Source organism: Xanthomonas sp. NCPPB 1068, from assembly GCF_041479385.2.
Taxonomy (GTDB): domain Bacteria; phylum Pseudomonadota; class Gammaproteobacteria; order Xanthomonadales; family Xanthomonadaceae; genus Xanthomonas; species Xanthomonas cannabis.
Genome location: NZ_CM192986.1, coordinates 2,349,379 through 2,367,984 on the forward strand (window position 1 = coordinate 2,349,379; position 18,606 = coordinate 2,367,984).

Annotated in this window: 17 protein-coding genes; 13 read left to right on the plus strand and 4 right to left on the minus strand. The window is 65.6% G+C overall.

All coding sequences use genetic code 11. From position 1 onward, the window contains the following. Nucleotides 1-11 precede the first annotated feature (11 nt). The 4 genes from ACCQ12_RS10000 to ACCQ12_RS10015 all read left to right on the plus strand — a co-directional run bounded on the left by ACCQ12_RS10000 (nucleotide 12) and on the right by ACCQ12_RS10015 (nucleotide 4,811). Nucleotides 12-650 (plus strand): YfgM family protein, encoded by a 639-nt coding sequence (locus tag ACCQ12_RS10000; protein ID WP_184440554.1) that lies wholly within the window; start codon nucleotides 12-14, stop codon nucleotides 648-650. Further along, a complete protein-coding gene (bamB, locus tag ACCQ12_RS10005; RefSeq protein ID WP_047695165.1) occupies nucleotides 650-1,867 on the plus strand; it encodes an outer membrane protein assembly factor BamB in 1,218 nt (405 codons plus the stop codon). The genes ACCQ12_RS10000 and bamB overlap by 1 nt, the downstream gene beginning before the upstream one ends. Before the next feature lie 10 nt (nucleotides 1,868-1,877). After that, a complete protein-coding gene (der, locus tag ACCQ12_RS10010) occupies nucleotides 1,878-3,275 on the plus strand; it encodes a ribosome biogenesis GTPase Der (RefSeq protein WP_372383491.1) in 1,398 nt (465 codons plus the stop codon). Nucleotides 3,276-3,590: 315 nt separating this feature from the next. Further along, a complete protein-coding gene (locus tag ACCQ12_RS10015; RefSeq protein ID WP_372383492.1) occupies nucleotides 3,591-4,811 on the plus strand; it encodes a molybdopterin molybdotransferase MoeA in 1,221 nt (406 codons plus the stop codon). A 292-nt stretch (nucleotides 4,812-5,103) separates the two neighbouring features. On the opposite strand, the gene moeB is transcribed toward ACCQ12_RS10015, so the two are convergent. Continuing rightward, on the minus strand, nucleotides 5,104-6,246 hold the full coding sequence (gene moeB / locus ACCQ12_RS10020) for a molybdopterin-synthase adenylyltransferase MoeB (RefSeq protein WP_372383493.1): 1,143 nt from the start codon (nucleotides 6,244-6,246) through the stop codon (nucleotides 5,104-5,106). 249 nt (nucleotides 6,247-6,495) lie between these two features. Here moeB and ACCQ12_RS10025 point away from each other — a divergent pair, with 249 nt between their 5' ends. Beyond that, nucleotides 6,496-9,174 carry a TonB-dependent receptor gene (locus ACCQ12_RS10025; RefSeq protein ID WP_372383494.1) on the plus strand — a complete coding sequence of 893 codons (2,679 nt, stop codon included), beginning with the start codon at nucleotides 6,496-6,498 and terminating at the stop codon, nucleotides 9,172-9,174. Nucleotides 9,175-9,348: 174 nt separating this feature from the next. Further along, a complete protein-coding gene (locus ACCQ12_RS10030; protein ID WP_166745014.1) occupies nucleotides 9,349-9,564 on the plus strand; it encodes a hypothetical protein in 216 nt (71 codons plus the stop codon). A 123-nt stretch (nucleotides 9,565-9,687) separates the two neighbouring features. Here ACCQ12_RS10030 and ACCQ12_RS10035 read toward each other — a convergent pair whose 3' ends face one another. Beyond that, the gene (locus ACCQ12_RS10035; RefSeq protein WP_372383495.1) at nucleotides 9,688-10,578 is read right to left on the minus strand and encodes an SDR family oxidoreductase; all 891 of its coding nucleotides are present in this window, start codon (nucleotides 10,576-10,578) and stop codon (nucleotides 9,688-9,690) included. Between the two features lie 217 nt (nucleotides 10,579-10,795). Between ACCQ12_RS10035 and ACCQ12_RS10040 the strand changes: the two genes are divergently transcribed. From ACCQ12_RS10040 to ACCQ12_RS10060, 5 genes are all read left to right on the plus strand, one after another. Then, complete coding sequence (locus tag ACCQ12_RS10040) at nucleotides 10,796-11,362, plus strand: cytochrome P450 family protein (protein ID WP_372383496.1); 567 nt, start codon at nucleotides 10,796-10,798, stop codon at nucleotides 11,360-11,362. Then, nucleotides 11,338-12,132: a cytochrome P450 gene (locus ACCQ12_RS10045; RefSeq protein ID WP_372383497.1), complete on the plus strand. Its 795-nt coding sequence runs from the start codon at nucleotides 11,338-11,340 to the stop codon at nucleotides 12,130-12,132. Before ACCQ12_RS10040 ends, ACCQ12_RS10045 begins: the two co-directional genes overlap by 25 nt. Nucleotides 12,133-12,245: 113 nt before the next feature. Next, nucleotides 12,246-12,821: a DUF4142 domain-containing protein gene (locus tag ACCQ12_RS10050; protein ID WP_166745017.1), complete on the plus strand. Its 576-nt coding sequence runs from the start codon at nucleotides 12,246-12,248 to the stop codon at nucleotides 12,819-12,821. Between the two features lie 3 nt (nucleotides 12,822-12,824). Continuing rightward, nucleotides 12,825-13,355 (plus strand): hypothetical protein, encoded by a 531-nt coding sequence (locus ACCQ12_RS10055; RefSeq protein WP_372383498.1) that lies wholly within the window; start codon nucleotides 12,825-12,827, stop codon nucleotides 13,353-13,355. Nucleotides 13,356-13,367: 12 nt separating this feature from the next. Next, nucleotides 13,368-14,537 (plus strand): zinc-dependent alcohol dehydrogenase, encoded by a 1,170-nt coding sequence (locus tag ACCQ12_RS10060; protein ID WP_372383499.1) that lies wholly within the window; start codon nucleotides 13,368-13,370, stop codon nucleotides 14,535-14,537. Nucleotides 14,538-14,605: 68 nt separating this feature from the next. Here the strand turns inward: ACCQ12_RS10060 and ACCQ12_RS10065 are convergent, their stop codons facing one another. Beyond that, entirely contained in the window at nucleotides 14,606-15,382 is a 777-nt protein-coding gene (locus ACCQ12_RS10065; protein WP_372383591.1) for an OBAP family protein, read from the minus strand. A gap of 150 nt (nucleotides 15,383-15,532) precedes the next feature. On the opposite strand from ACCQ12_RS10065, the gene xth reads away from it, so the two are divergent. Further along, the gene (xth, locus tag ACCQ12_RS10070) at nucleotides 15,533-16,573 is read left to right on the plus strand and encodes an exodeoxyribonuclease III (RefSeq protein WP_372383500.1); all 1,041 of its coding nucleotides are present in this window, start codon (nucleotides 15,533-15,535) and stop codon (nucleotides 16,571-16,573) included. Between the two features lie 272 nt (nucleotides 16,574-16,845). On the opposite strand, the gene ACCQ12_RS10075 is transcribed toward xth, so the two are convergent. Then, complete coding sequence (locus ACCQ12_RS10075; RefSeq protein ID WP_047695206.1) at nucleotides 16,846-17,121, minus strand: membrane protein; 276 nt, start codon at nucleotides 17,119-17,121, stop codon at nucleotides 16,846-16,848. A gap of 194 nt (nucleotides 17,122-17,315) precedes the next feature. Between ACCQ12_RS10075 and ACCQ12_RS10080 the strand changes: the two genes are divergently transcribed. Next, nucleotides 17,316-18,569, plus strand: coding sequence for a molybdopterin molybdotransferase MoeA (locus ACCQ12_RS10080; protein ID WP_372383501.1), 1,254 nt, complete (start codon nucleotides 17,316-17,318; stop codon nucleotides 18,567-18,569). Nucleotides 18,570-18,606 lie beyond the last annotated feature (37 nt).

Genomic DNA, 18,606 nt, shown 5'->3' on the forward strand with positions numbered 1-18,606 from the left:
CGAGAGTACGCATGGCGATCGACGATCTGCTGGACGAACACGAACAAGGCGAACGCGTTCGTTCCTGGTTGAGAAAGAATGGGGCGGGACTGGTGGGCGGTGTGGTGCTCGGCCTGGCCCTGATCCTGGGCTGGCAGTGGTGGCAGAAACACACCACGACCGCATTGGTGGAAGCCAACACCCGCTACGAAGCAGTGGTGAAGTCGATCCAGGGCAAGGACCTGGAGAAAGCAGCCAAGGACATCGTGGCGCTGGACGACGGCAAGGGCGGTATCTACGCCGAATTGGCCGCATTGCGCCTGGCCAAGGCCCAGATCGATGCCGGCAAGAATGCCGAAGCGATCAAGACCCTGCGTGACGTGCCCGCTGAAGGCGAACTCAAGCAGATCGTGCAGCAGCGCCTGGCGCGTGTGCTCACCGAAAGTGGCAAGCCGGACGAAGCGATCAAGCTGCTGGCCGATGCGCAGGACCACGCCAGCCTGGAGATCCGCGCCGACGCGCTGGTGGCCCAGGGCAAGCCGGACGAGGCGCGTGCGCTGTACGCCAAGGCATTGACCACGGTGGATGTGGCCTCGCCGCAGCGCCGCTTGCTGGAAACCAAGCTGATGGATGTGGGCGGCAAGGTGCCCGATCCGGCGGAGCAGATTTGATGAAGCAGGTTGATATGTATAAGCGCGTTGCGTTGATTGCGGTGATGGGTCTGTCGCTGGCTGGCTGCAGCACGGTCAAGGGCTGGTTTGCCGGGAAGGATGCTGCTGCCAAGAAGGCGCAGGAACCTGCCGAGCTGGTGAAGTTCGAGCCGTCGGTCAAGGTCGACAAGATCTGGTCTACCGGCGTCGGCAAGGGCGAGGGGCATATCGGCGTGCGTCAGCGCCCGGCCGTGGCCGATGGCAAGGTGTATGCAGCGGCCATCACCGGCGGCGTGCAGGCGCTGGACCTGCAGACCGGCAAGCGTGTATGGGAATACAAGCCCAAGAAGGAAGAGCGCAACGATCGCAAGTTCAAGCAGCGCCTGTCCGGTGGCCCGGGCGTGGGCGAAGGCCTGGTGGTGATCGGGACCTTGTCCGGCGATGTGATTGCGTTGAACCAGGCCGACGGCACAGAGAAGTGGCGCGCCAAGGTTCCCAACGAAGTGATCGCCGCGCCGGCCATTGCGCAGAACCTGGTGCTGGTACGCAGCAACGATGGCCGCGTCAGCGCTTTCGATGCAGCAACCGGCGAGCGTCGCTGGTTCCATGCCGAAGAAGGTCCGACGCTGTCGGTGCGCGGTAACGCGCCGATCGTGACCGGCCCGGGCGTGGTGTTCGTGGGCAACGACAGCGGCACCTTGAGCGCGCTGGCGCTGCAGGACGGCCGCCCGTTGTGGGAGCAGGCCATCGGCGTGCCGGAAGGCCGCACCGAGCTGGAGCGCATGTCCGACGTGGATGGCGCACCGGTGCTGGATGGCACCACGCTGTACGCCACCAGCTTCAAGAACGAAACCCTGGCGCTGGAAGGCCCGAGCGGCCGCCCGCTGTGGACGCGCGATCACGGCGGCGCCGGTGGCGTCGGTGTGTCGTCGGCGGTGGTGGTGGTGTCCGATAACGCCGGTTCGGTGTGGGGCCTGGACAAGAGCAGCGGCGCGGCGATGTGGTCGCAGGCTGCCCTGGCACGTCGCTCGCTGACCGGTGTGGCCATCCAGGGCGACTACGCCGTGGTCGGTGACTACAAGGGCTACCTGCACTGGCTGAAACTCAGCGACGGTGCACTGGCCGCGCGCGCTCGCGCTGGACGCGACACGCTGCTGGCGCAGCCGCAGGTCGTCGATGGCATTCTGCTGGTACAAAACACCGACGGCGATCTCACCGCCTTCCGGTTGGCACAATAAGGACCTTGCGATGCTGCCCCTGGTCGCCCTGGTTGGACGGCCCAATGTCGGCAAGTCCACCATCTTCAATGCGCTGACGCGCACCCGCGACGCGCTGGTCCACGACCAGCCCGGCGTCACCCGCGACCGTAACTACGGCGTCTGCCGGCTGGACGAGCAGCAGCCCTTCATCGTTGTCGATACCGGCGGTATTGCCGGCGACGAGGAAGGCCTGGCCGGCGCAACTGCGCGTCAGGCGCGTGCCGCCGCTGGCGAAGCGGATCTGGTGCTGTTCGTGGTCGATGGGCGCGAAGGCGCGTCCTCGCTCGATGACGAAATCCTTGCCTGGCTGCGCAAGCTGGCGCGGCCGACCGTGCTTGTCATCAACAAGATCGATGGCACCGACGAAGAGACCGTGCGCTCGGAATTTGCGCGTTACGGCTTCTCCGACGTGGTGGCGTTGTCTGCTGCGCATCGTCAGGGTATCGACGAACTGCTGGAGGAAGTGGGCGCACGCCTGCCCGAGGAAGGGTCCGGCGAGTTGCTGGACAACGACCCGGCGCGCGTGCAGATCGCCTTCGTGGGCCGCCCGAATGTAGGCAAGTCGACGCTGGTCAATCGCCTGTTGGGCGAAGAGCGCATGATCGCTTCCGAAGTGCCCGGCACCACCCGTGATTCGATTGCGGTGGATCTGGAGCGCGACAATCGCCAGTACCGCCTGATCGATACCGCCGGCCTGCGCCGTCGCGGCAAGGTGGAAGAGGCGGTCGAGAAGTTCAGTGCGTTCAAGACGCTGCAGGCGATCGAGCAATGCCAGGTGGCGGTGTTGATGCTGGACGCCACCGAAGGCGTGACCGATCAGGACGCGACGATTCTCGGTGCGATCCTGGATGCCGGCCGTGCCTTGGTCGTTGCGATCAACAAGTGGGACGGGCAAAGCGATTACCAACGCGCGCAGGCCGAAGATCTGCTATCGCGCAAGCTCGGTTTCGTCAGCTGGGCCGAGGCGGTGCGCATCTCCGCGCTGCATGGCTCGGGCATGCGCGAGCTGTTCCAGGCGATCCACCGCGCGCATGCCTCGGCCACGCACGAGTTCAGCACCAGCGAAGTGAATCAGGCGCTGGAAATCGCCTATGAGACCAATCCGCCGCCGAGCATTCGTGGCCACGTCTCCAAGCTGCGCTATGTGCATCCGGGCGGGGCCAACCCGCCGACCTTCATCGTGCATGGCACGCGCCTGAAGGTGCTGCCCGAGTCGTACAAGCGCTACCTGGAAAACTTCTTCCGCAAGCGCTTCAAGCTGGTCGGTACGCCGGTGCGTTTTATCTTCCGCGAGGGTGCAAACCCCTACGAGGGTAAGAAGAACGTGCTGACCGAACGTCAGGTCGCACGCAAGCGCCGCCTGATCCGGCACGTCAAGGGTAAGTAGGTGCATCGAGGCCGCCTGACATGCAATGTTTCAGGCGGTGTTGGAAGCTCGATGGTCTGTCGAGCTCTCAGTTGCAGATCAGCTCTGTAGATCGGGGCCATAAAGCTCTGAACGATGTGCTTGAGCTTTCGACCAACGGCTAACGTAATCTCCATCACGTGGATGTGCCTTTTTCCAGCATTGGCGACCATCGAGATCGGCCGAAATCTTGAGTTCACGCGCAATGGCGTGCGTTGTTCGAAGGCGCATGCTGCTTCAATAGCCGAGTGACGCGGCCGTCATACGCGCTAGCGGCGCGCTGGTATCCTGCGCGGCATGACCGACTATCCTTCCCGCATTCCTTATGCGCAGGCGCTGCAGATTCTGCGTGCTGTCGCGGCCAGCAACCGTTCGCCCGATGAAAACATCGCCACCTCGCGCGCCGATGGGCGGATCTCCGCCGGCGATCTGATTGCACCGCTGGCGCTGCCGCCATTTGCCAATAGCGCGATGGATGGCTTTGCGCTGCGGCATGCCGATGTCGCTGCGGGCGATACGTCGTTGCAGTTGGTCGGCGAACAATTCGCTGGCGAGCATTGGACCGGCACGCTCGGCGCAGGCCAATGCCTGCGCATCACCACCGGCGCGCCGCTGCCCGATGGCGCCGACACCGTGATTCCCAAGGAAGAGGCCGACGAGCACGACGGCGCCGTGCGGTTTCGCACCACGCCGACACCGGGCGCAGCCGTGCGGTTGGCCGGCAGCGACGTACGTGCGGGCGATCTGGTGATACAGAGCGGGCAGGTGCTGACACCGGCGCGGATTGGCCTGGCGGCGGCACTTGGCGTGTCGCGCCTTGCGGTGGCGCCGCGCCCGACCATCGCGGTGCTGGCCACCGGCGATGAGTTGGTCGAGCCGGGCATGCCGCTCGGGCCGGGCCAGATCTACAACAGCAACCGCGACATGCTGATGGCGCAGCTACGGGCGCTGGGCTACGCGCCAACTGCGTGGCCGACCTTGCCGGACGACCCGCAGCGCATCCGCACGATGCTGGAAGATGCGGCGGCGGCGTTCGATGTGGTGATCACCTGCGGCGGTGTCTCCGCCGGCGAAAAGGATTATCTGCCGCGGCTGATCGGTGAGCTGGGCCGCATCCACTTCTGGCGCGTGCGCATGCGCCCGGGCATGCCGGCGGTGCTGGGGCAGATTGGCCACTGCCTGGTACTGGGCCTGCCGGGCAACCCGGTGTCGGTGCTGGCAACGCTGATCGCCTACGGGGTGCCGTTGCTGGATGGATTGCAGGGGCGCAGCGAGCCGCGCCCGGTCTGGCATGCGGCGTTGGCAGCCCCATGGGAAAAGCGCCACGAACGCCTGGAGTTCCTGCGCGGACGGCTGGAATGCGGCGAAGACGGACGTTTGACCGCGTTGCCGCACCGCGGCGACGCTTCGCACTTATTGCGTGGCGCGGCCGACAGCAATGCATTGATCGTCTTGCCCGAGCAGGCGCGGCGTTTCGAGGCCGGCGAGATCGTGCGGGTGATTCCTTACGCGCTGTGAGCGCGCCGTGGATCGACTGCGCTCGGCCATGTAGCGCGTTGTTGGAAGGATGATGGACGACGCAAAGCATGCGACGCGCCTGGCGCCGAGTGTGAATATGCAGGGTGCGCATTCTCCAGACGTGCGCATAGGTGCCGTGGCTCTGCAGCTGAAGCCTTGAACCGTCAAAGCGCGTCGCTCTATAGCCCCTCTCCCTGCGGGAGAGGGGTTGGGGTGAGGGTGCGTCGGAAGACAGCCATCTGTGCTGCCCAAGCTGCCGTAATCCTCAAGCCAATAAACCCCGCATCGCACCTCAACCAACCGCACTACCGCAGAACGCGGCGTAATCCGCATAACCGGCAAATACCGCGCCTGGCGCGCACACCGGACACTGCGGATCAGGTGGCAGGCGGATCTCGCGAAAGCGCATCGACAGTGCGTCGAAACTGAGCAGGCGGCCGGCCAGGCTGTCGCCGATGCCGAGCAGCAACTTGATTGCCTCGGTGGCCTGCAAGAGCCCGATGACGCCGGGCAGCACGCCGAGCACGCCGGCCTCGGCGCAGCTGGGTGCAAATTCCGGCGGTGGCGGTTCGGGAAACAGGCAGCGGTAGCAGGGAGCATGTCCACGATGGCGCCCGGCATCGAAGACGCTCACCTGGCCTTCGAACTGTTGCACCGCGCCGTACACCAGGGGCTTGCCAAGTTTGACGCAGGCATCGTTTAGCAGATAACGCGCTGGAAAGTTGTCCGCGCCATCGATCACCACATCGACATCGTGCAGCAATGCTTCGACATTGCCCGCGGTGACGCGTGTCTGCACTGCATCGATCTGTACGCGCGGATTGAGCGCAGCGATGCGTTGCGCCGCAGAGTTCACCTTGGCGAGGCCGACGCTGTCTTCGGTGTGCAAAATCTGGCGCTGCAGATTGCTGCGGTCCACCACATCATCATCGGCGATGCGCACGTGGCCGACACCGGCGGCGGCCAGATAGAACGCGGCTGGCGAGCCGAGCCCACCCGCCCCGATCAGCAATACGCGCGCGCGCGACAGCCGCCGCTGCCCTTCCGCGCCCACCTGCGGCAGGCGTAGATGCCGCGAATACCGCTCGAGAAAATCCTGCTCGTCCGCTGGCAGCGCCGGGCGCACGACCGGCAGCCCGTCGCGTAGCCAGGCAGTGGTGCCGCCCAGCACGGAGGTGACGTTGCCGTACCCGTGCGCCCGCAGCACGTCGGCCGTGTGTGCGGAGCGTTTGCCGCTCTGGCAGATCAGCACGATCTCGCGCGAAGGCGTGGAGAGATGCTGGTCGGGTGCGGTTTCCAGATCGGTCTGCGCGATCGCCAGCGCACCTTCGGCCTGGCCGCCGGCGCGTTCGTGCAGCAGCCGGATGTCGATCAGCAGGGCGCCGTGCAGGGCGCGCGCGCGCGCGTCGGCGGGAGAGATGTCGTGGCTGCTCATGGGGCCATTGTCGCGCAAACGCTGGCGCCGTAGCTGCAGTGTGGTGTCGCTTTGCTCGAAGCTGGCGCAAGCCGATGAACGCCGCGTCACGGTGCAGGAGTGCGCGTGGCCGGGATCACGCTGCATTGCCTGCGGCGCGGCTGTAATTCGCACCCGTCAGGGCAGTGCGGCTTGCCCGGCCCGGTTCGCCCCGTCTTGCGTAACGCGCTCCCTTGCGGGCCATCGCAACGACCGCCTCAGGAGATACACATGTTCATCGCACCCCCGCGCAACGCTGTTGCGCGCCACCTCGTTGCCCGTCGTCCGCTGGCCCTCTGGATCGGGCTGGCGTTGAGCGGCAGCGCACAGGCGCAGCAGGCCACGCCAGACGCCGCCGATGCACCGGAGCCGGCCGCCGCGCAGCCCACCGCCACTCTGGACGCGGTACAGGTCAAGGGCGTGCGCAGCAGCGTGGAAAGTGCAATTGCAACCAAGCAGTCCAACGTGGAGATCAGCGATTCGATCGTGGCCGAAGACATCGGCAAGCTGCCCGACAACAGCGTGGCTGCAGCGCTGCAGCGTGTCACCGGCGTGCAGGTGGCGCGTGCCGGTGGCGAGGTGGGGCAGGTGCTGGTGCGCGGCTTGCCCAACGTGGTCACCACCCTGGACGGGCGTAACGTGTTCACCACGGTGGGGCGCGACATGGAGCTGGCCGATGTGCCGGCCGAGTTGCTGCGCAGCGTGGATGTGTACAAGACCACCGGCGCGCAGTTTCAGGAAGGCGGCATTGCCGGCGTGGTCGACGTGCACTTGCGACGGCCGTTCGATTTCGATCAGGACAGCACCATTGCCGGAAGCATCAGCGCATTGCGCGGCGACCAGTCCGGCAAGACCGTTCCCAACGGCAGCCTCACCCTGAGCCAGCGCCGCGATACCGGGGTGGGGCGGATGGGCTGGATGGGCAGCGTGTCGTACCAGCGTCGGCCGTATCAGGAATCCAACACGCTCTACGGCACCTACGATCTCAAGCCGAATCCGGTCGATCCCAGCCAGCAACTCTACGTGCCCGACAGCGCGGGCGGGCTGATGGCGCGCGGCGATCGCAAGCGCAAATCGGCCAATTTTTCGTTTCAGTGGGCGCCGAGCGACAACAGCGAGGTGTATGTCGACACGCTGTACATCGGTTACGACAATCGGCCACAGGTGAATTACTGGCTGCCATTCCCCGGATTGGCCACACCGGAAAACACCGCGTCGGTGAGCGTGCGGCCCGGCACCAACGTGCTGGATGGCCTGGTCGCGCGCGACATGCGTACCCTCTCGAGCACGCAGGCGCACAAGAACGCCTCCGATACCTATCAGGCCGCCCTGGGCGGGCGTTGGACCGGCGAACGCATGCGCCTGAGCAGCGAGGTTGCCTATACCTACAGCACCGCCAAGAACCGCTCTTTCACGCTGGACATGAGCACGCAGGCGCCGCTGTTGCACATGCGCTCCGGCGGCGGCGCAGCCGACACCTGGATCACCCAGGCCGACGGCAGCAGGTACGACATCGCCGCGCCGGGCAATTGGGAATTGACGCAGTACTACGACAGCTGGAACGCGCAGGAGGGCGAGGAGTGGGCGTGGCGCGGCGATGCCGACATCACGCTCGATCTCGGGCCACTGCGGTCGCTGGAGGTCGGTGCGCGCGCCAGCAGGCGCACGGCGACCAACCATTCCGGCGACACCGGTGCGCGCAACAACATCAGCGGTGCGCCGCTGCTGTTGAGCGGTGTGCCTGGGCTGGCTTCGGTGACGCCGGGCAACATGCTCGACGGTGCGCGTGCGTTTACCAGCGACCGCTGGGCCGCAGCCAATCAGGACGTGCTGCTGCAGCAGAGCGCACGCTTGCGCTCGGCGATGGGGCATGGCGCAGATGCGCCGGACGAGAATCCCGCGCTGTTCTTCGACGACCGCGAAGACAATTACGCGCTTTACGCGCAGGTGAATTACGGCTTTTCCATGGGCTCGATCCCGGTGGATGGACGTATCGGTGCGCGCGCGACGCGGCTGGATTCCATGCTGCAGGGGAGCCAGTCGCTGGATGGTTTGTTGAGCCCGGTCAGCATCGATCGGCGCATCGACAAGGTGTTGCCCAACTACAGCGCCAACCTGACCCTGCACGACAACCTGATGCTGCGCCTGGCCGGCAGCACCACCATCACGCGGCCGGAGTTTGCCGACCTCAACCCGCAGCTGGCCTTGTACCAGTCCACCGAATCGCTGCCGGCACGTGGCAACGGCGGCAATCCACAGCTGCGCCCGGTGGAATCACGCAATGCCGATGTGTCGCTGGAATGGTATTTCCGCCCGGGCTCGTTGCTGTCGGTGGCCGGCTTCCATCGCAGGATCGATGGCTACATCCAGAACTACGCGGCCGACGAGCCGATCGGCGGCGTCGTGTATTCGATCAGCCGGCCGCGCAATGCGGGCGAGGGCACGTTGAAGGGTGTGGAAGTAGGGTACACGCAGTTCTACGACTTCCTGCCGGGCTGGTGGTCCGGCTTTGGCAGCCAGCTCAACTACACCTATATTTCTGCAGAAACCGACTCGCCAGAGGGCATTCGTCAGCCGCTGACCAACGTGTCCAAGAATGCCTACAACGCGATCCTGATGTATGAGTACGCGCACTTTTCTGCGCGCGTGGCCTACAACTGGCGCGGCGATTACGCGGTGAGTTTCAACAGCTCCGGCGACCAGCCCGAGCAGATCAATCAGGGGCGGGAGAAGTGGCTGGACGTGGCATTCAACTACGAGCTCAATGAGCGCCTGACCCTGTTTGCCGAGGCGACCAATCTGTTGGGAACCACGACCACTAATTACTTTGGCCGTCGTGGCGGCGATTTCCCGCGCGAGATCGCATCGCCGGAGCGCACCTATACGCTGGGCTTTCGGTTCCGGCTATGACCGGCCTTGGCATCAGGCTCACCGCCGCAGCGGTACCGTGAGCACACACGGACGGTGCGGCGCCAGCTTCGCGCTCGCGGTAGCGCGCAGGCGCTTGCATGCCCAGCGCAGCCGCAGTTCCGTCTGATGATCGCCAGGCCTTCCGTCTTCGGCTTTATGTATAAGGAATCCTTCATGACCCCCGACATCGATGCGCAACTGAAACAGCTGGAAGAGCAATTACCCGAGATGCGCAGCCAGCATCCGGACGATTTCTGGGATGTGTTCCATGCGCGTGCCGAAAAGATCACCGGCGCAGCCGAATCCCAGGAACAGGCCGCGCAGATCGTCAAGCGCATCGACGAGATTTTGGCAGCCAACCAGCTTGGGCCCGCCGATCCCGGTGCGTGACCGGCGGGCCGTGCGCGCATCCAGTGTGATCTGGCGAATGCTTCCGCTGGTGTGATTGCCTGGTAGAGGCCCCGATGCCAGCCGGTTCTCACCAGCGCGGCACCGGCCACTTCCGTCGCCGCATCAGCCGGCCGTGTGCTCGCCGTGCACGCGGCCACCTTCGCCGGGATGGAACAAGGTTCCCTTGGGATCGCGGGCCGGTGCGCCGCCTTGCTGCGTCTGTGCGCGCACCGCCGAAAGCCGGTCTGCCAGGCGCGGCATCAGCCGGGTGATGGCGATATTGGCACCGGCCATCAGGCCTACCTTGATGTCGCGACCGCCGTGTTCGGCGGCGTGCAATATGGCGTCGGCCACACGCAATGGTTCGATCAGGGGCGGCGGCAGTTTCGGTTCTTGGGGCATGTAATTGCGTGCGTGCTGGGGGTATGGGGTATCGACGGCGGTAGGCTGGATCAGCACCACCGAGACCGGCGATCCTGCGAGGTGTTCGAGCTCGATCCGCAGGCTGTCGGTGAAGCCCTTCACGGCATGCTTGGAGGCCGAATACAGGCCTTGCCACGGCACCACCGCCTCCGACGCCTCACTGCCCAGATTGATGAGCACGCCACCACTGGCCGCCAGGTGCGGCAGTGCAATGCGCGAACCGTAGACCACGCCCCAGAAATTGATATCGAACATGCGGCGACTGTCGTGGTCGTCCACCTCCTGCAGCAAGCCGAAGATGGCCACGCCAGCGTTGTTGACCCAGGTGTCGATACGGCCAAAGCGTGCAAGCGCCGCATCCGCGGCGTGTTGCAGCTGCGCGGGGTCGGCCACGTCGGCGACCACCGCGATGGCCTGATGCCCCTGCTCGGTGAGCAACGCGGCCACCTCCTGCAGGATGCCACTGCTGCGTGCAACCAGCACTACGCGTGCGCCGGCTTCGGCGGCGGCCAGTGCAGTGCATAGCCCGATGCCACTGGAGGCGCCGGTGATGAGAATGACTTGTTGATCGAGCGGGCGATGGGCGGCCATGGCGGGTCTCCTGCGGAAAGCAGTGACGCTAGGCAGACCTGGCGCAGCGCGCAGTGAAGCCAACCGGCTGCCTGGCCGGTGACGCGATGCGCCGCTAACACGCTGCTTCGGCGAGACGTGAAGCCGGCGCATGCGCCGCGTTCCGCACGCTGCGGCGGTTCACGCACTGCTAGCCAGGCAAACCGCAGCGTGGCCCGGTCATGCACAAGGACTCACGATGCCGTCGCCGACCACGCCGCACCAGTGCCCACAGGCACCGTTGTCAGATGTCGCTCCACCCGATGCAGCCATCGCACAGGCACCCCACTGGGATGTATTGCCGCAGTTGCTACGCGATGGCTATCTGTTTGTCGGCAAACAATGCGACGCACTGGGCAGTGACGCGTTTGCCGCGCGGCTGGCATTGCGGCCGGTCGTGTTTGCACGCGGCCCGGATGCGGTTGCCACGTTCTATCATCCGGGGCGCTTCACGCGCGTTGCGGCGCTCCCACCTACGACCTTGCGCCTGCTGCAGGGCAAGGGCAGCGTGCAGCAGCTCGATGGCGATGCGCACCTGCACCGCAAGCAGTTATTCATGGCCGTGCTATCGCCGGCGCAGACCTCGCGCCTGGTCGACTGCTTTATGGACGAGTGGCAGCAGCAGGCCGGCAATTGGGCACGCAGCGCCTACGTCGTACTGCAGCACGAAGCCGAGCATGTCTGTATCGCGCAGCGTGTCGCTCGGCCGGGTTGGCGCTGCACGGGCAGGACAGCCGCGCGATGGCACGCGATGTGGCGGCCATGATCGACGGCGCCGGTGCAGTCGGCCTGCGCTGGTTACGCGGCTGGCACGGTCGTCGGCGGGTCGAACAGTGGGTAGGGCGTAGCGTACGTAATCTGTGCCGGGCAAAAACCCCTGCGCAGTCGAGCATTGCAGCGGCCGTGGTGACGCACTGCGAGCTCGATGGCCGGTCAGTGAGTGAGGCCGTGGCCACGACCGAGCTGATCAATCTGCTGCGGCCGATTGTGGCGATTGCATGCTGGATCAGCTTTGCCGCGCTCGCGCTGCATGAAGACCCGACGTTGCGCCCACGGTTACGCGCCGGCGAGCCGGGATTGCTGCAGAACCTGGTGCAGGAGGTGCGTCGCCACTATCCGTTCTTTCCGATGGTGGCGGGGCGGGTGCGCGTACCGTTCGAATGGCGCGGCCGGCCGTTCCGGCAAGGCGACCGGATGATGCTGGACCTGTATGGAAGCAACCACCACCCGGGCGTGTGGCGACAGCCGCATGTGCTGGACCCTTCACGTTTTCGGCAGTGGCAGGGCAGCGCGTTTGATTTTGTCGCGCAGGGTGGTGGTGTGTTCGACCGCGACCATCGGTGTCCTGGAGAAAACCCGACCATCTCGCTGTTGATGGCGGCGGTGGATGCATTGGCCGCCAGCGACTACGTGCTGCCGGTGCAGGACCTGCGTTATCCCCTGAACCGCTTCCCGAGCCAGCCGCGCAGCGGCATGGTGCTCAGCCATTTCCAGCCGGGCGCCAGACGCACACCGCGCGACCTTCATGCCGTGTGAGGACGCAGTGCGGCGCAGCAACATTCCTTCGCCACATTGCGACGCGGGCGCGACGACCGAGTCACGTCATGCGGCCCAGCATGACAGGCACCTCATCCAGCTGGAGTTTTGCCATGAAGACACGTCGCCCGCTTTTCGCCCTGATGGCGCTGTGCGCCGGCATCAGTCTCTCTGCCCACGCGCAGGACACGGCGCCCGGCGCCAGGCCCTCCGCTCAGCAGCCGACCGGCACCGCCGCGCCGAGCGAGGACGAGCGCGAGGCGCTGGGCATGTTGAGCGCGATCAATCTGGGCGAAATCAATGCGTCCAACCTTGCGTTGCAGAAGCAGGTACAGGGCGGCGTGCGCGATTATGCAACCCGTATGGTCAAGGAGCACACCGACAACAACCAGAAGATCGCCAAATGGCAGCCCGATACCTCGGCGATGGGCGCCAAGTTGCAGATGACCAAGTCCAAGGCCGAGCTAGGCAAGTTGCAGAAGCTCGAAGGCGATGCGTTTTCGACCGCTTATGTGACGGCCATGGTCAAGGACCACACCGATGCGCTGGCCGCGCTCGACAAGAAGCTGATCCCCGATGCCACCTCGCCGCAGGTGCGTCAGCACCTGCAGACCACCCGTCATCATGTGGCCGATCATCTGGCCGACGCCAAGGCCTTGCAGGCCGGCACCAAGGGCGGAGCCCGCTAAGTCATGTCTGTATCGACGCTCAACCCTGTCATCGTCGACGGCGACGGCACGCGGATCGCGCGCAGCATGACCATCCGTGCCGAGCCGCATCAGATCCTGGATGCCTGGTGCGACGCCAATGTGCAGCAAGCGCTGTTGCAGGGAGCTGCAGACCTGGTGTCCGGCGACGGCCATGCGTCGCGCTGGACACTGCATGCACCCTTGCATCAGCAGGTGGCGGTCGAGCTGCGGCGCGGCGAAGCGCGCATGGGCGAATCGGTGCGCTACGAGGTTGAGGGCGAGCATGGACTGCGGCTGGACATCTTGTTGCAGGTACAACCGGCGCGCGGACGCGAGGGCTACGAGGCCACATTGACCCTGCAGTACGCCGTGGATGGGGTCATCGCGCAACTGCTGACCAAGCTGGTGAACCCGGCACCGTACGTCCTGGCTGGAAAGGGGCTACGCCGCCTGCGTGCATGGCTGGAAGCCGGCGAGATGCCGAGCTTGTTGCATACCCCGTCGGCGCGCGGCAGCGCGCACCCCACTTCCTGAGGAGGCTACTCCGTGCGAGCGCTTTGCTGGAACGGTGTCAACGATTTGCGCGTGGAAACCGTGCCCGATCCGGTGCTGGTCAACCCACGCGATGTCATTCTGAAAGTGGGGCTCACCACCACGTGCGGATCGGATCTGCATTTCATCGATGGCTATCTGCCCACCATGCGCAAGGGCGATGTCATCGGCCACGAGTTCATGGGTACGGTGGTCGAGGTCGGGCGTGCGGTGAAGCATGTGCGCGTCGGGCAACGGGTGGTGGTGCCGTCGTTTATTTCCTGCGGCGGCTGCTGGCATTGCGAGCGCAAGGAATTCTCGTTGTGCGACAACACCAACCCCAACTGGGACCTGCAGGAGCCGCTGTTGGGCCATCCCACTGCCGGGATATATGGCTACACGCACGCGTTCGGCGGATATGCCGGCTCGCATGCCACCTATATCCGCGTTCCGCATGCGGACGTGGGTTGTTTCGAGGTGCCTGACGGCATCTCCGATGAAGACGCCTTGTTTCTGTCCGATGCCGGTCCCACCGGTTTCATGGGCGCGGACTTCTGCGATATCCAGCCCGGCGATACGGTTGCGGTCTGGGGCTGCGGTGCGGTGGGGCTGATGGCGATGCAGAGCGCGCGCATCCTGGGTGCCGAGCGCGTGATCGGCATCGACCGGCTACCGGAGCGCCTGGCGATGGCGCGCGACGTGCTGGGCCTGGAAGTGATCGACTACACGGCGGTCGACAGCGTGGTGGACGTGCTACGCGAAATGACCGCTGGCCGCGGGCCGGATGCGTGCATCGATGCGGTCGGCATGGAAGCCCATGGCACCGGCATCGGCCATGCGTATGACCGCGTCAAGCAGGCCTTGCATCTGCATACCGACCGCGGGCAGGCGCTGCGCGAGGCGATCCTGGCCTGCCGCAAGGGCGGCATTCTCTCGGTATTGGGCGTGTACGGGGTAATTGACAAATTTCCACTTGGCGCAGTGATGAACAAGGGGCTCACGGTGCGCACCGCGCAGCAGCACGGGCAGCGGTATGTGCCCAGGTTGCTGGAGCTGGCGCAGGCCGGGCGGCTGAAGTCCGGCTTCTTGTTGACCCACAAGATGCCGCTGGAAGATGCCGTGCGCGGCTATGACATGTTCAAGCACAAACACGACGGCTGCGTGCGTGCGGGATTTGTTCCCTAGCTCACGCGCACCGCGCGTGCAGCGATCAGTCGCCCTGCTGCAGATGCAGCAGGGTTTTTTTGCTGGCGTCAGTGGCCGGCCACGTGTGCATCTGCGTCGACAACGCCCGGGATGTCTGTTGCGTCGTTGAAGTGGCTGCGTAATGCGTCCACCCCGTGCTGCGGCTTTGCCAGCGGGGTAAGGTCCTGGCGATTGGCGCGACGCTCGGCGGTGGAGACCGACGTGGCCCGATCACGCTGATCCATCAACGGTTGCTGCAACTCACCATCGCGGTTGAACGACCAGGCCAGCATCGGCTCGCCAAGCGGAAGCGTATCGCCAGGCCCGCCATCCTTGCGCGAATGCCAGGTGTGCCAGGTCTTGCCGTAGCTATTGATCTTGCTGCGCATCAGCTCCTTTTCCGCTACCAAGGGCAGGTTGGGAGCGGACAGCTGGCCGGACAGGATTTCGCCATTGTGCGGATGCCAGAACGCCCGCTCCGGTTCGGGCAGCTGCGCAAACAGCGTTTCGGAGATGATGTACTCCACTCCGGTGAGATTGGCGCGGGCGGTGTTGCCGTCGTAGAGCGCACATTGCGCCAGGTCTTCGTTGACTTGCTGGCAGTAGTGATGCGCTTCCATCTGCTGGTCCGGCGCGTCCTTCATCGGATGGAAGCCCACCAGATAGATGTCGAGCTTGCCGACCGGTCCGTTGGGTTGCAGTACCTTGGCGCCGGCCTCCAGGACATTGGTCTTGGCGCTTTCCGGTACGCCCGGCGGGGTGACCGATGGTGGACTGCGCGAACAGCTGGCGCACAGGGCAAGACCGATCAACAAGGCTGACTGTCGCATGGCAATCCAATACAGGTGAGTGTGCCCAAGCTAAGAGCGCTGGCGGTGGGCACGACGTGAGCGCTGGCGGGCTAACGCGGCGCAGCTTCACCTCGCTTGAGCATCGGCTTCATGCGCTGGCCGCCATGCTGCGCGTTTACCACTGCGAGCACCGGCCGGCACGCCATGGCAACCACCATCCGCAAGATCGCCACGTTCAACGTCAACGGAATCGCCAGCCGCCTGCCGCATCTACTGGAATGGCTCAAGCGCGAGCAACCTGACATCGTGGGCCTGCAGGAGCTGAAGGCGGTGCAGGAGGCGTTTCCGGAGCAGGCCATTCGCGACGCGGGTTACGGCGTGATCTGGCAAGGCCAGCGCGCCTGGAATGGAGTGGCCTTGCTGGCGCGCGGCGCCGACCCGGTGGAGATCCGCCGCGGCCTGCCATGGGACCCGGGCGACACGCAGAGCCGCTATCTGGAGGCGGCGATTCATGGCGTGGTGGTCGCCTGCCTGTATCTGCCCAACGGCAATCCGCAGCCCGGGCCCAAGTTCGATTACAAGCTTGCCTGGTTTGAGCGCCTGATCCGCCATGCGAAGACGCTGGTGGACCTGCCGCATCCGGTGGCCCTGATCGGCGACTTCAATGTGGTGCCCACCGATGCCGATATCTATGACCCCAAGGGCTGGCGCAAGGACGCCTTGCTGCAACCGGAAAGCCGCCAGGCCTACCAGACATTGGTAGAGCAGGGCTGGACGGACAGCCTGCTGGCCGTGCATGGCGACGCGCCGATCTATACCTTCTGGGATTATTTTCGGCAGCACTTCGCGCGCGATCGCGGTCTGCGTATCGACCATCTGTTGCTCAACCGCGCACTGGCGCCGGGCCTGCAGGATGCCGGCGTGGACAAGTGGGTACGGGCGCTGGAGAAGGCCAGCGATCATGCGCCGACCTGGATCAGCGTGCGCGTGCCCGATGCGATGCCTGAAGCGACTGCCGGCACGCAGGTAACGCCGGCCGCACGCAAACGTGTGGCGGCGAAGAAAACAGCGCGCAAGGCGGTAGCGAAGAAGGCAACCAAGGCCGTTGCCAAGCGCGTGGCGAAGACTGCCGGTGCAGGCGCGGTGGCGAACAAGGACAAGGCCAGTAGTGCGCCTTCTGCCAAGGCTGCGCCTGCCCGCAAGGCGGCAGCGAAGAAGCGCACGCGTCGCGTCGGCACGTCGTAGCGAGATCGCGCAGGAAAGCAGTCGTCACTCGCTGCAGCGCACATCCGGAGCCAGCCACAGTCACTTCGTTACGAATGGTCCCCCACGCGCGCCAATAAACGGTGACGCTGGCATGTCCATGCAGCGGTGCAGCCGGGCCGGTGCCGCTGTTCGCCTACGGCTTCTGCTGTCGCCTTTGAGCAATGTTCAACCGTTTGTTTGCATGCGCGTGTTTCGATGCCCCAGTCGAAGCACGCACACGCAGGCGCAGTGACTGACGCAGCCAACACCTTTCAATCAGCAAGGCCCAGTCGCCGCTGCTTGATCCGGTGCAACACAAAACCGGTAATACCGGTCAGCAGGATCAGCGCATTGCTGACGATGAACACGGCATTGCCCACCAGATAGCTGTACAGAATGAACAGCACCGAGGCGCTGATCTGGCCAATGAACAACCAGCGCGACACGCCCTGCGCTTCATCGGACGTCCACTGCTTGTAGATCTGGCGAATCAGGGTGGCGATGAGGATGGCGCTGGCCAGCCATCCGACGAGGTCGACGAAGTGCATGCGCTGTAATGGTGAGGGAGATGGCCGCGACTGTGCGACGCGCGATGTAGGCAGCGCGTACGAGCAAGTTCAAGCGCGGCGCCTGTGCGCGCGACCCACGCAGTTCCGCGTGCACCCGGCCAGCCCGGCTGTACCGTCCACGCTGCAGCCCGGTATCCTAGCCGCCACGTCTCTCGGTCGGCAGTGCCTCGCTCATGATCAGCTACGCCGAAGCACTTGCCCTCGTGCAGCAGCAGGTCACCACGCTTGCCGGCGAGTGGGTGGACAGCGCCGCGGCCGAGGGCCGGGTGCTTGCGCAGACCCTGTCCAGCCCGGCCGAGCTGCCGCCTTTCGACAACAGTGCGATGGACGGTTTTGCCATCGCCACGGGTGGCCGTGGTGCAGCGGCCGGCAGCGCGCACGACGTGGCCGGCACCGTTGCCGCCGGCGCCGATGCGGTCGATGCCGAGGCGGGTGCTGCGTGGGAGATCATGACCGGCGCCGGCATCCCCGCCGGCGCCGATGCGGTGGTGCCGATCGAGCAGGTGGACGTGTTGAGCCAGGTGGGCTCCGGCCTTGGGCGCATCCGTCTGCGCGCCGACGTGCGTGCGGGGCAGCATATCCGTCGCCGCGGCGAGGATGTGCGCCTGCAGGACGCGGTGATCAGTGCCGGTACCGTGCTGCGTGGTGCGCATCTGATGCTGCTGGCCGGCCTGGGGTGTGCGCAGGTCAAGGTGGTACGCCGGCCACGCGTGGCCTTGATCGCAACCGGGCGCGAGTTGATCAGCGACCCCACGCAGCCCTTGCAGCCCGGCCAGATCCGCGATGGCACCAGCAGCTACCTGCGCAGCCAGTTGCGCGCGGCGGGGGCGCAGCTGGTATGGCAGGGGCAGGTGGGCGATGACGATGCCGCGTTCGACGCCGCGCTGGTGCAGGCGCGTGGCGCCGGCGCAGATGTGATTCTGAGCACCGGCGCGGTGTCGCGCGGGCGCTACGACTTTGTTCCCGATGCGCTGGCCCGGCATGCGGCCAGCCTGCTGTTCCACAAGGTTGCGGTGCGCCCGGGCAAGCCGGTGCTGCTGGCGCGCTTTGGCGATGGCGTGTTGTATGTCGGGTTGCCGGGCAACCCGATGGCCAGCGCGGCGGGGCTGCGGTTTTTTGTCGAGCCGGCGCTGCGTGGATTGCTGGGCATGCCTGCCGAGGGGGCGCTGCGCGTGGCGTTGGACACCCCGATGCAGGCGCGGCCGGTCTGGCGCCAGCACTTGCGTGCCCGGCTGCAGTGCAACGCAGCGGGCGTGCTGGGCGTGCATATCCTGCCGCAGCAGGAGTCGTTTCGGGTGGCGCCGTTGTTGCAGGCCAATGTCTGGGCGGTGCTGGAGCCACAGGCGGATGCGGCCGCACCCGCCACCCATGTGGACGTCTTCGGGCTGGGGCATCTGCAGCCGGCGGCGCCGGTGCCCGTGTTGTGAAGCGGCCCGTGTCCATCCGTCTGCTTGTGCGCACTGC

What these genes read in the sequence shown, in the direction of transcription:
- ACCQ12_RS10000 (WP_184440554.1), top strand. Translation starts at nt 12, where the DNA reads ATGGCGATCGACGATCTGCTGGACGAACACGAACAAGGCGAACGCGTT.
- bamB (WP_047695165.1), top strand. Translation starts at nt 650, where the DNA reads ATGAAGCAGGTTGATATGTATAAGCGCGTTGCGTTGATTGCGGTGATG.
- der (WP_372383491.1), top strand. Translation starts at nt 1,878, where the DNA reads ATGCTGCCCCTGGTCGCCCTGGTTGGACGGCCCAATGTCGGCAAGTCC.
- ACCQ12_RS10015 (WP_372383492.1), top strand. Translation starts at nt 3,591, where the DNA reads ATGACCGACTATCCTTCCCGCATTCCTTATGCGCAGGCGCTGCAGATT.
- moeB (WP_372383493.1), bottom strand. Translation starts at nt 6,246, where the DNA reads ATGAGCAGCCACGACATCTCTCCCGCCGACGCGCGCGCGCGCGCCCTG.
- ACCQ12_RS10025 (WP_372383494.1), top strand. Translation starts at nt 6,496, where the DNA reads ATGTTCATCGCACCCCCGCGCAACGCTGTTGCGCGCCACCTCGTTGCC.
- ACCQ12_RS10030 (WP_166745014.1), top strand. Translation starts at nt 9,349, where the DNA reads ATGACCCCCGACATCGATGCGCAACTGAAACAGCTGGAAGAGCAATTA.
- ACCQ12_RS10035 (WP_372383495.1), bottom strand. Translation starts at nt 10,578, where the DNA reads ATGGCCGCCCATCGCCCGCTCGATCAACAAGTCATTCTCATCACCGGC.
- ACCQ12_RS10040 (WP_372383496.1), top strand. Translation starts at nt 10,796, where the DNA reads ATGCCGTCGCCGACCACGCCGCACCAGTGCCCACAGGCACCGTTGTCA.
- ACCQ12_RS10045 (WP_372383497.1), top strand. Translation starts at nt 11,338, where the DNA reads ATGGCACGCGATGTGGCGGCCATGATCGACGGCGCCGGTGCAGTCGGC.
- ACCQ12_RS10050 (WP_166745017.1), top strand. Translation starts at nt 12,246, where the DNA reads ATGAAGACACGTCGCCCGCTTTTCGCCCTGATGGCGCTGTGCGCCGGC.
- ACCQ12_RS10055 (WP_372383498.1), top strand. Translation starts at nt 12,825, where the DNA reads ATGTCTGTATCGACGCTCAACCCTGTCATCGTCGACGGCGACGGCACG.
- xth (WP_372383500.1), top strand. Translation starts at nt 15,533, where the DNA reads ATGGCAACCACCATCCGCAAGATCGCCACGTTCAACGTCAACGGAATC.
- ACCQ12_RS10075 (WP_047695206.1), bottom strand. Translation starts at nt 17,121, where the DNA reads ATGCACTTCGTCGACCTCGTCGGATGGCTGGCCAGCGCCATCCTCATC.
- ACCQ12_RS10080 (WP_372383501.1), top strand. Translation starts at nt 17,316, where the DNA reads ATGATCAGCTACGCCGAAGCACTTGCCCTCGTGCAGCAGCAGGTCACC.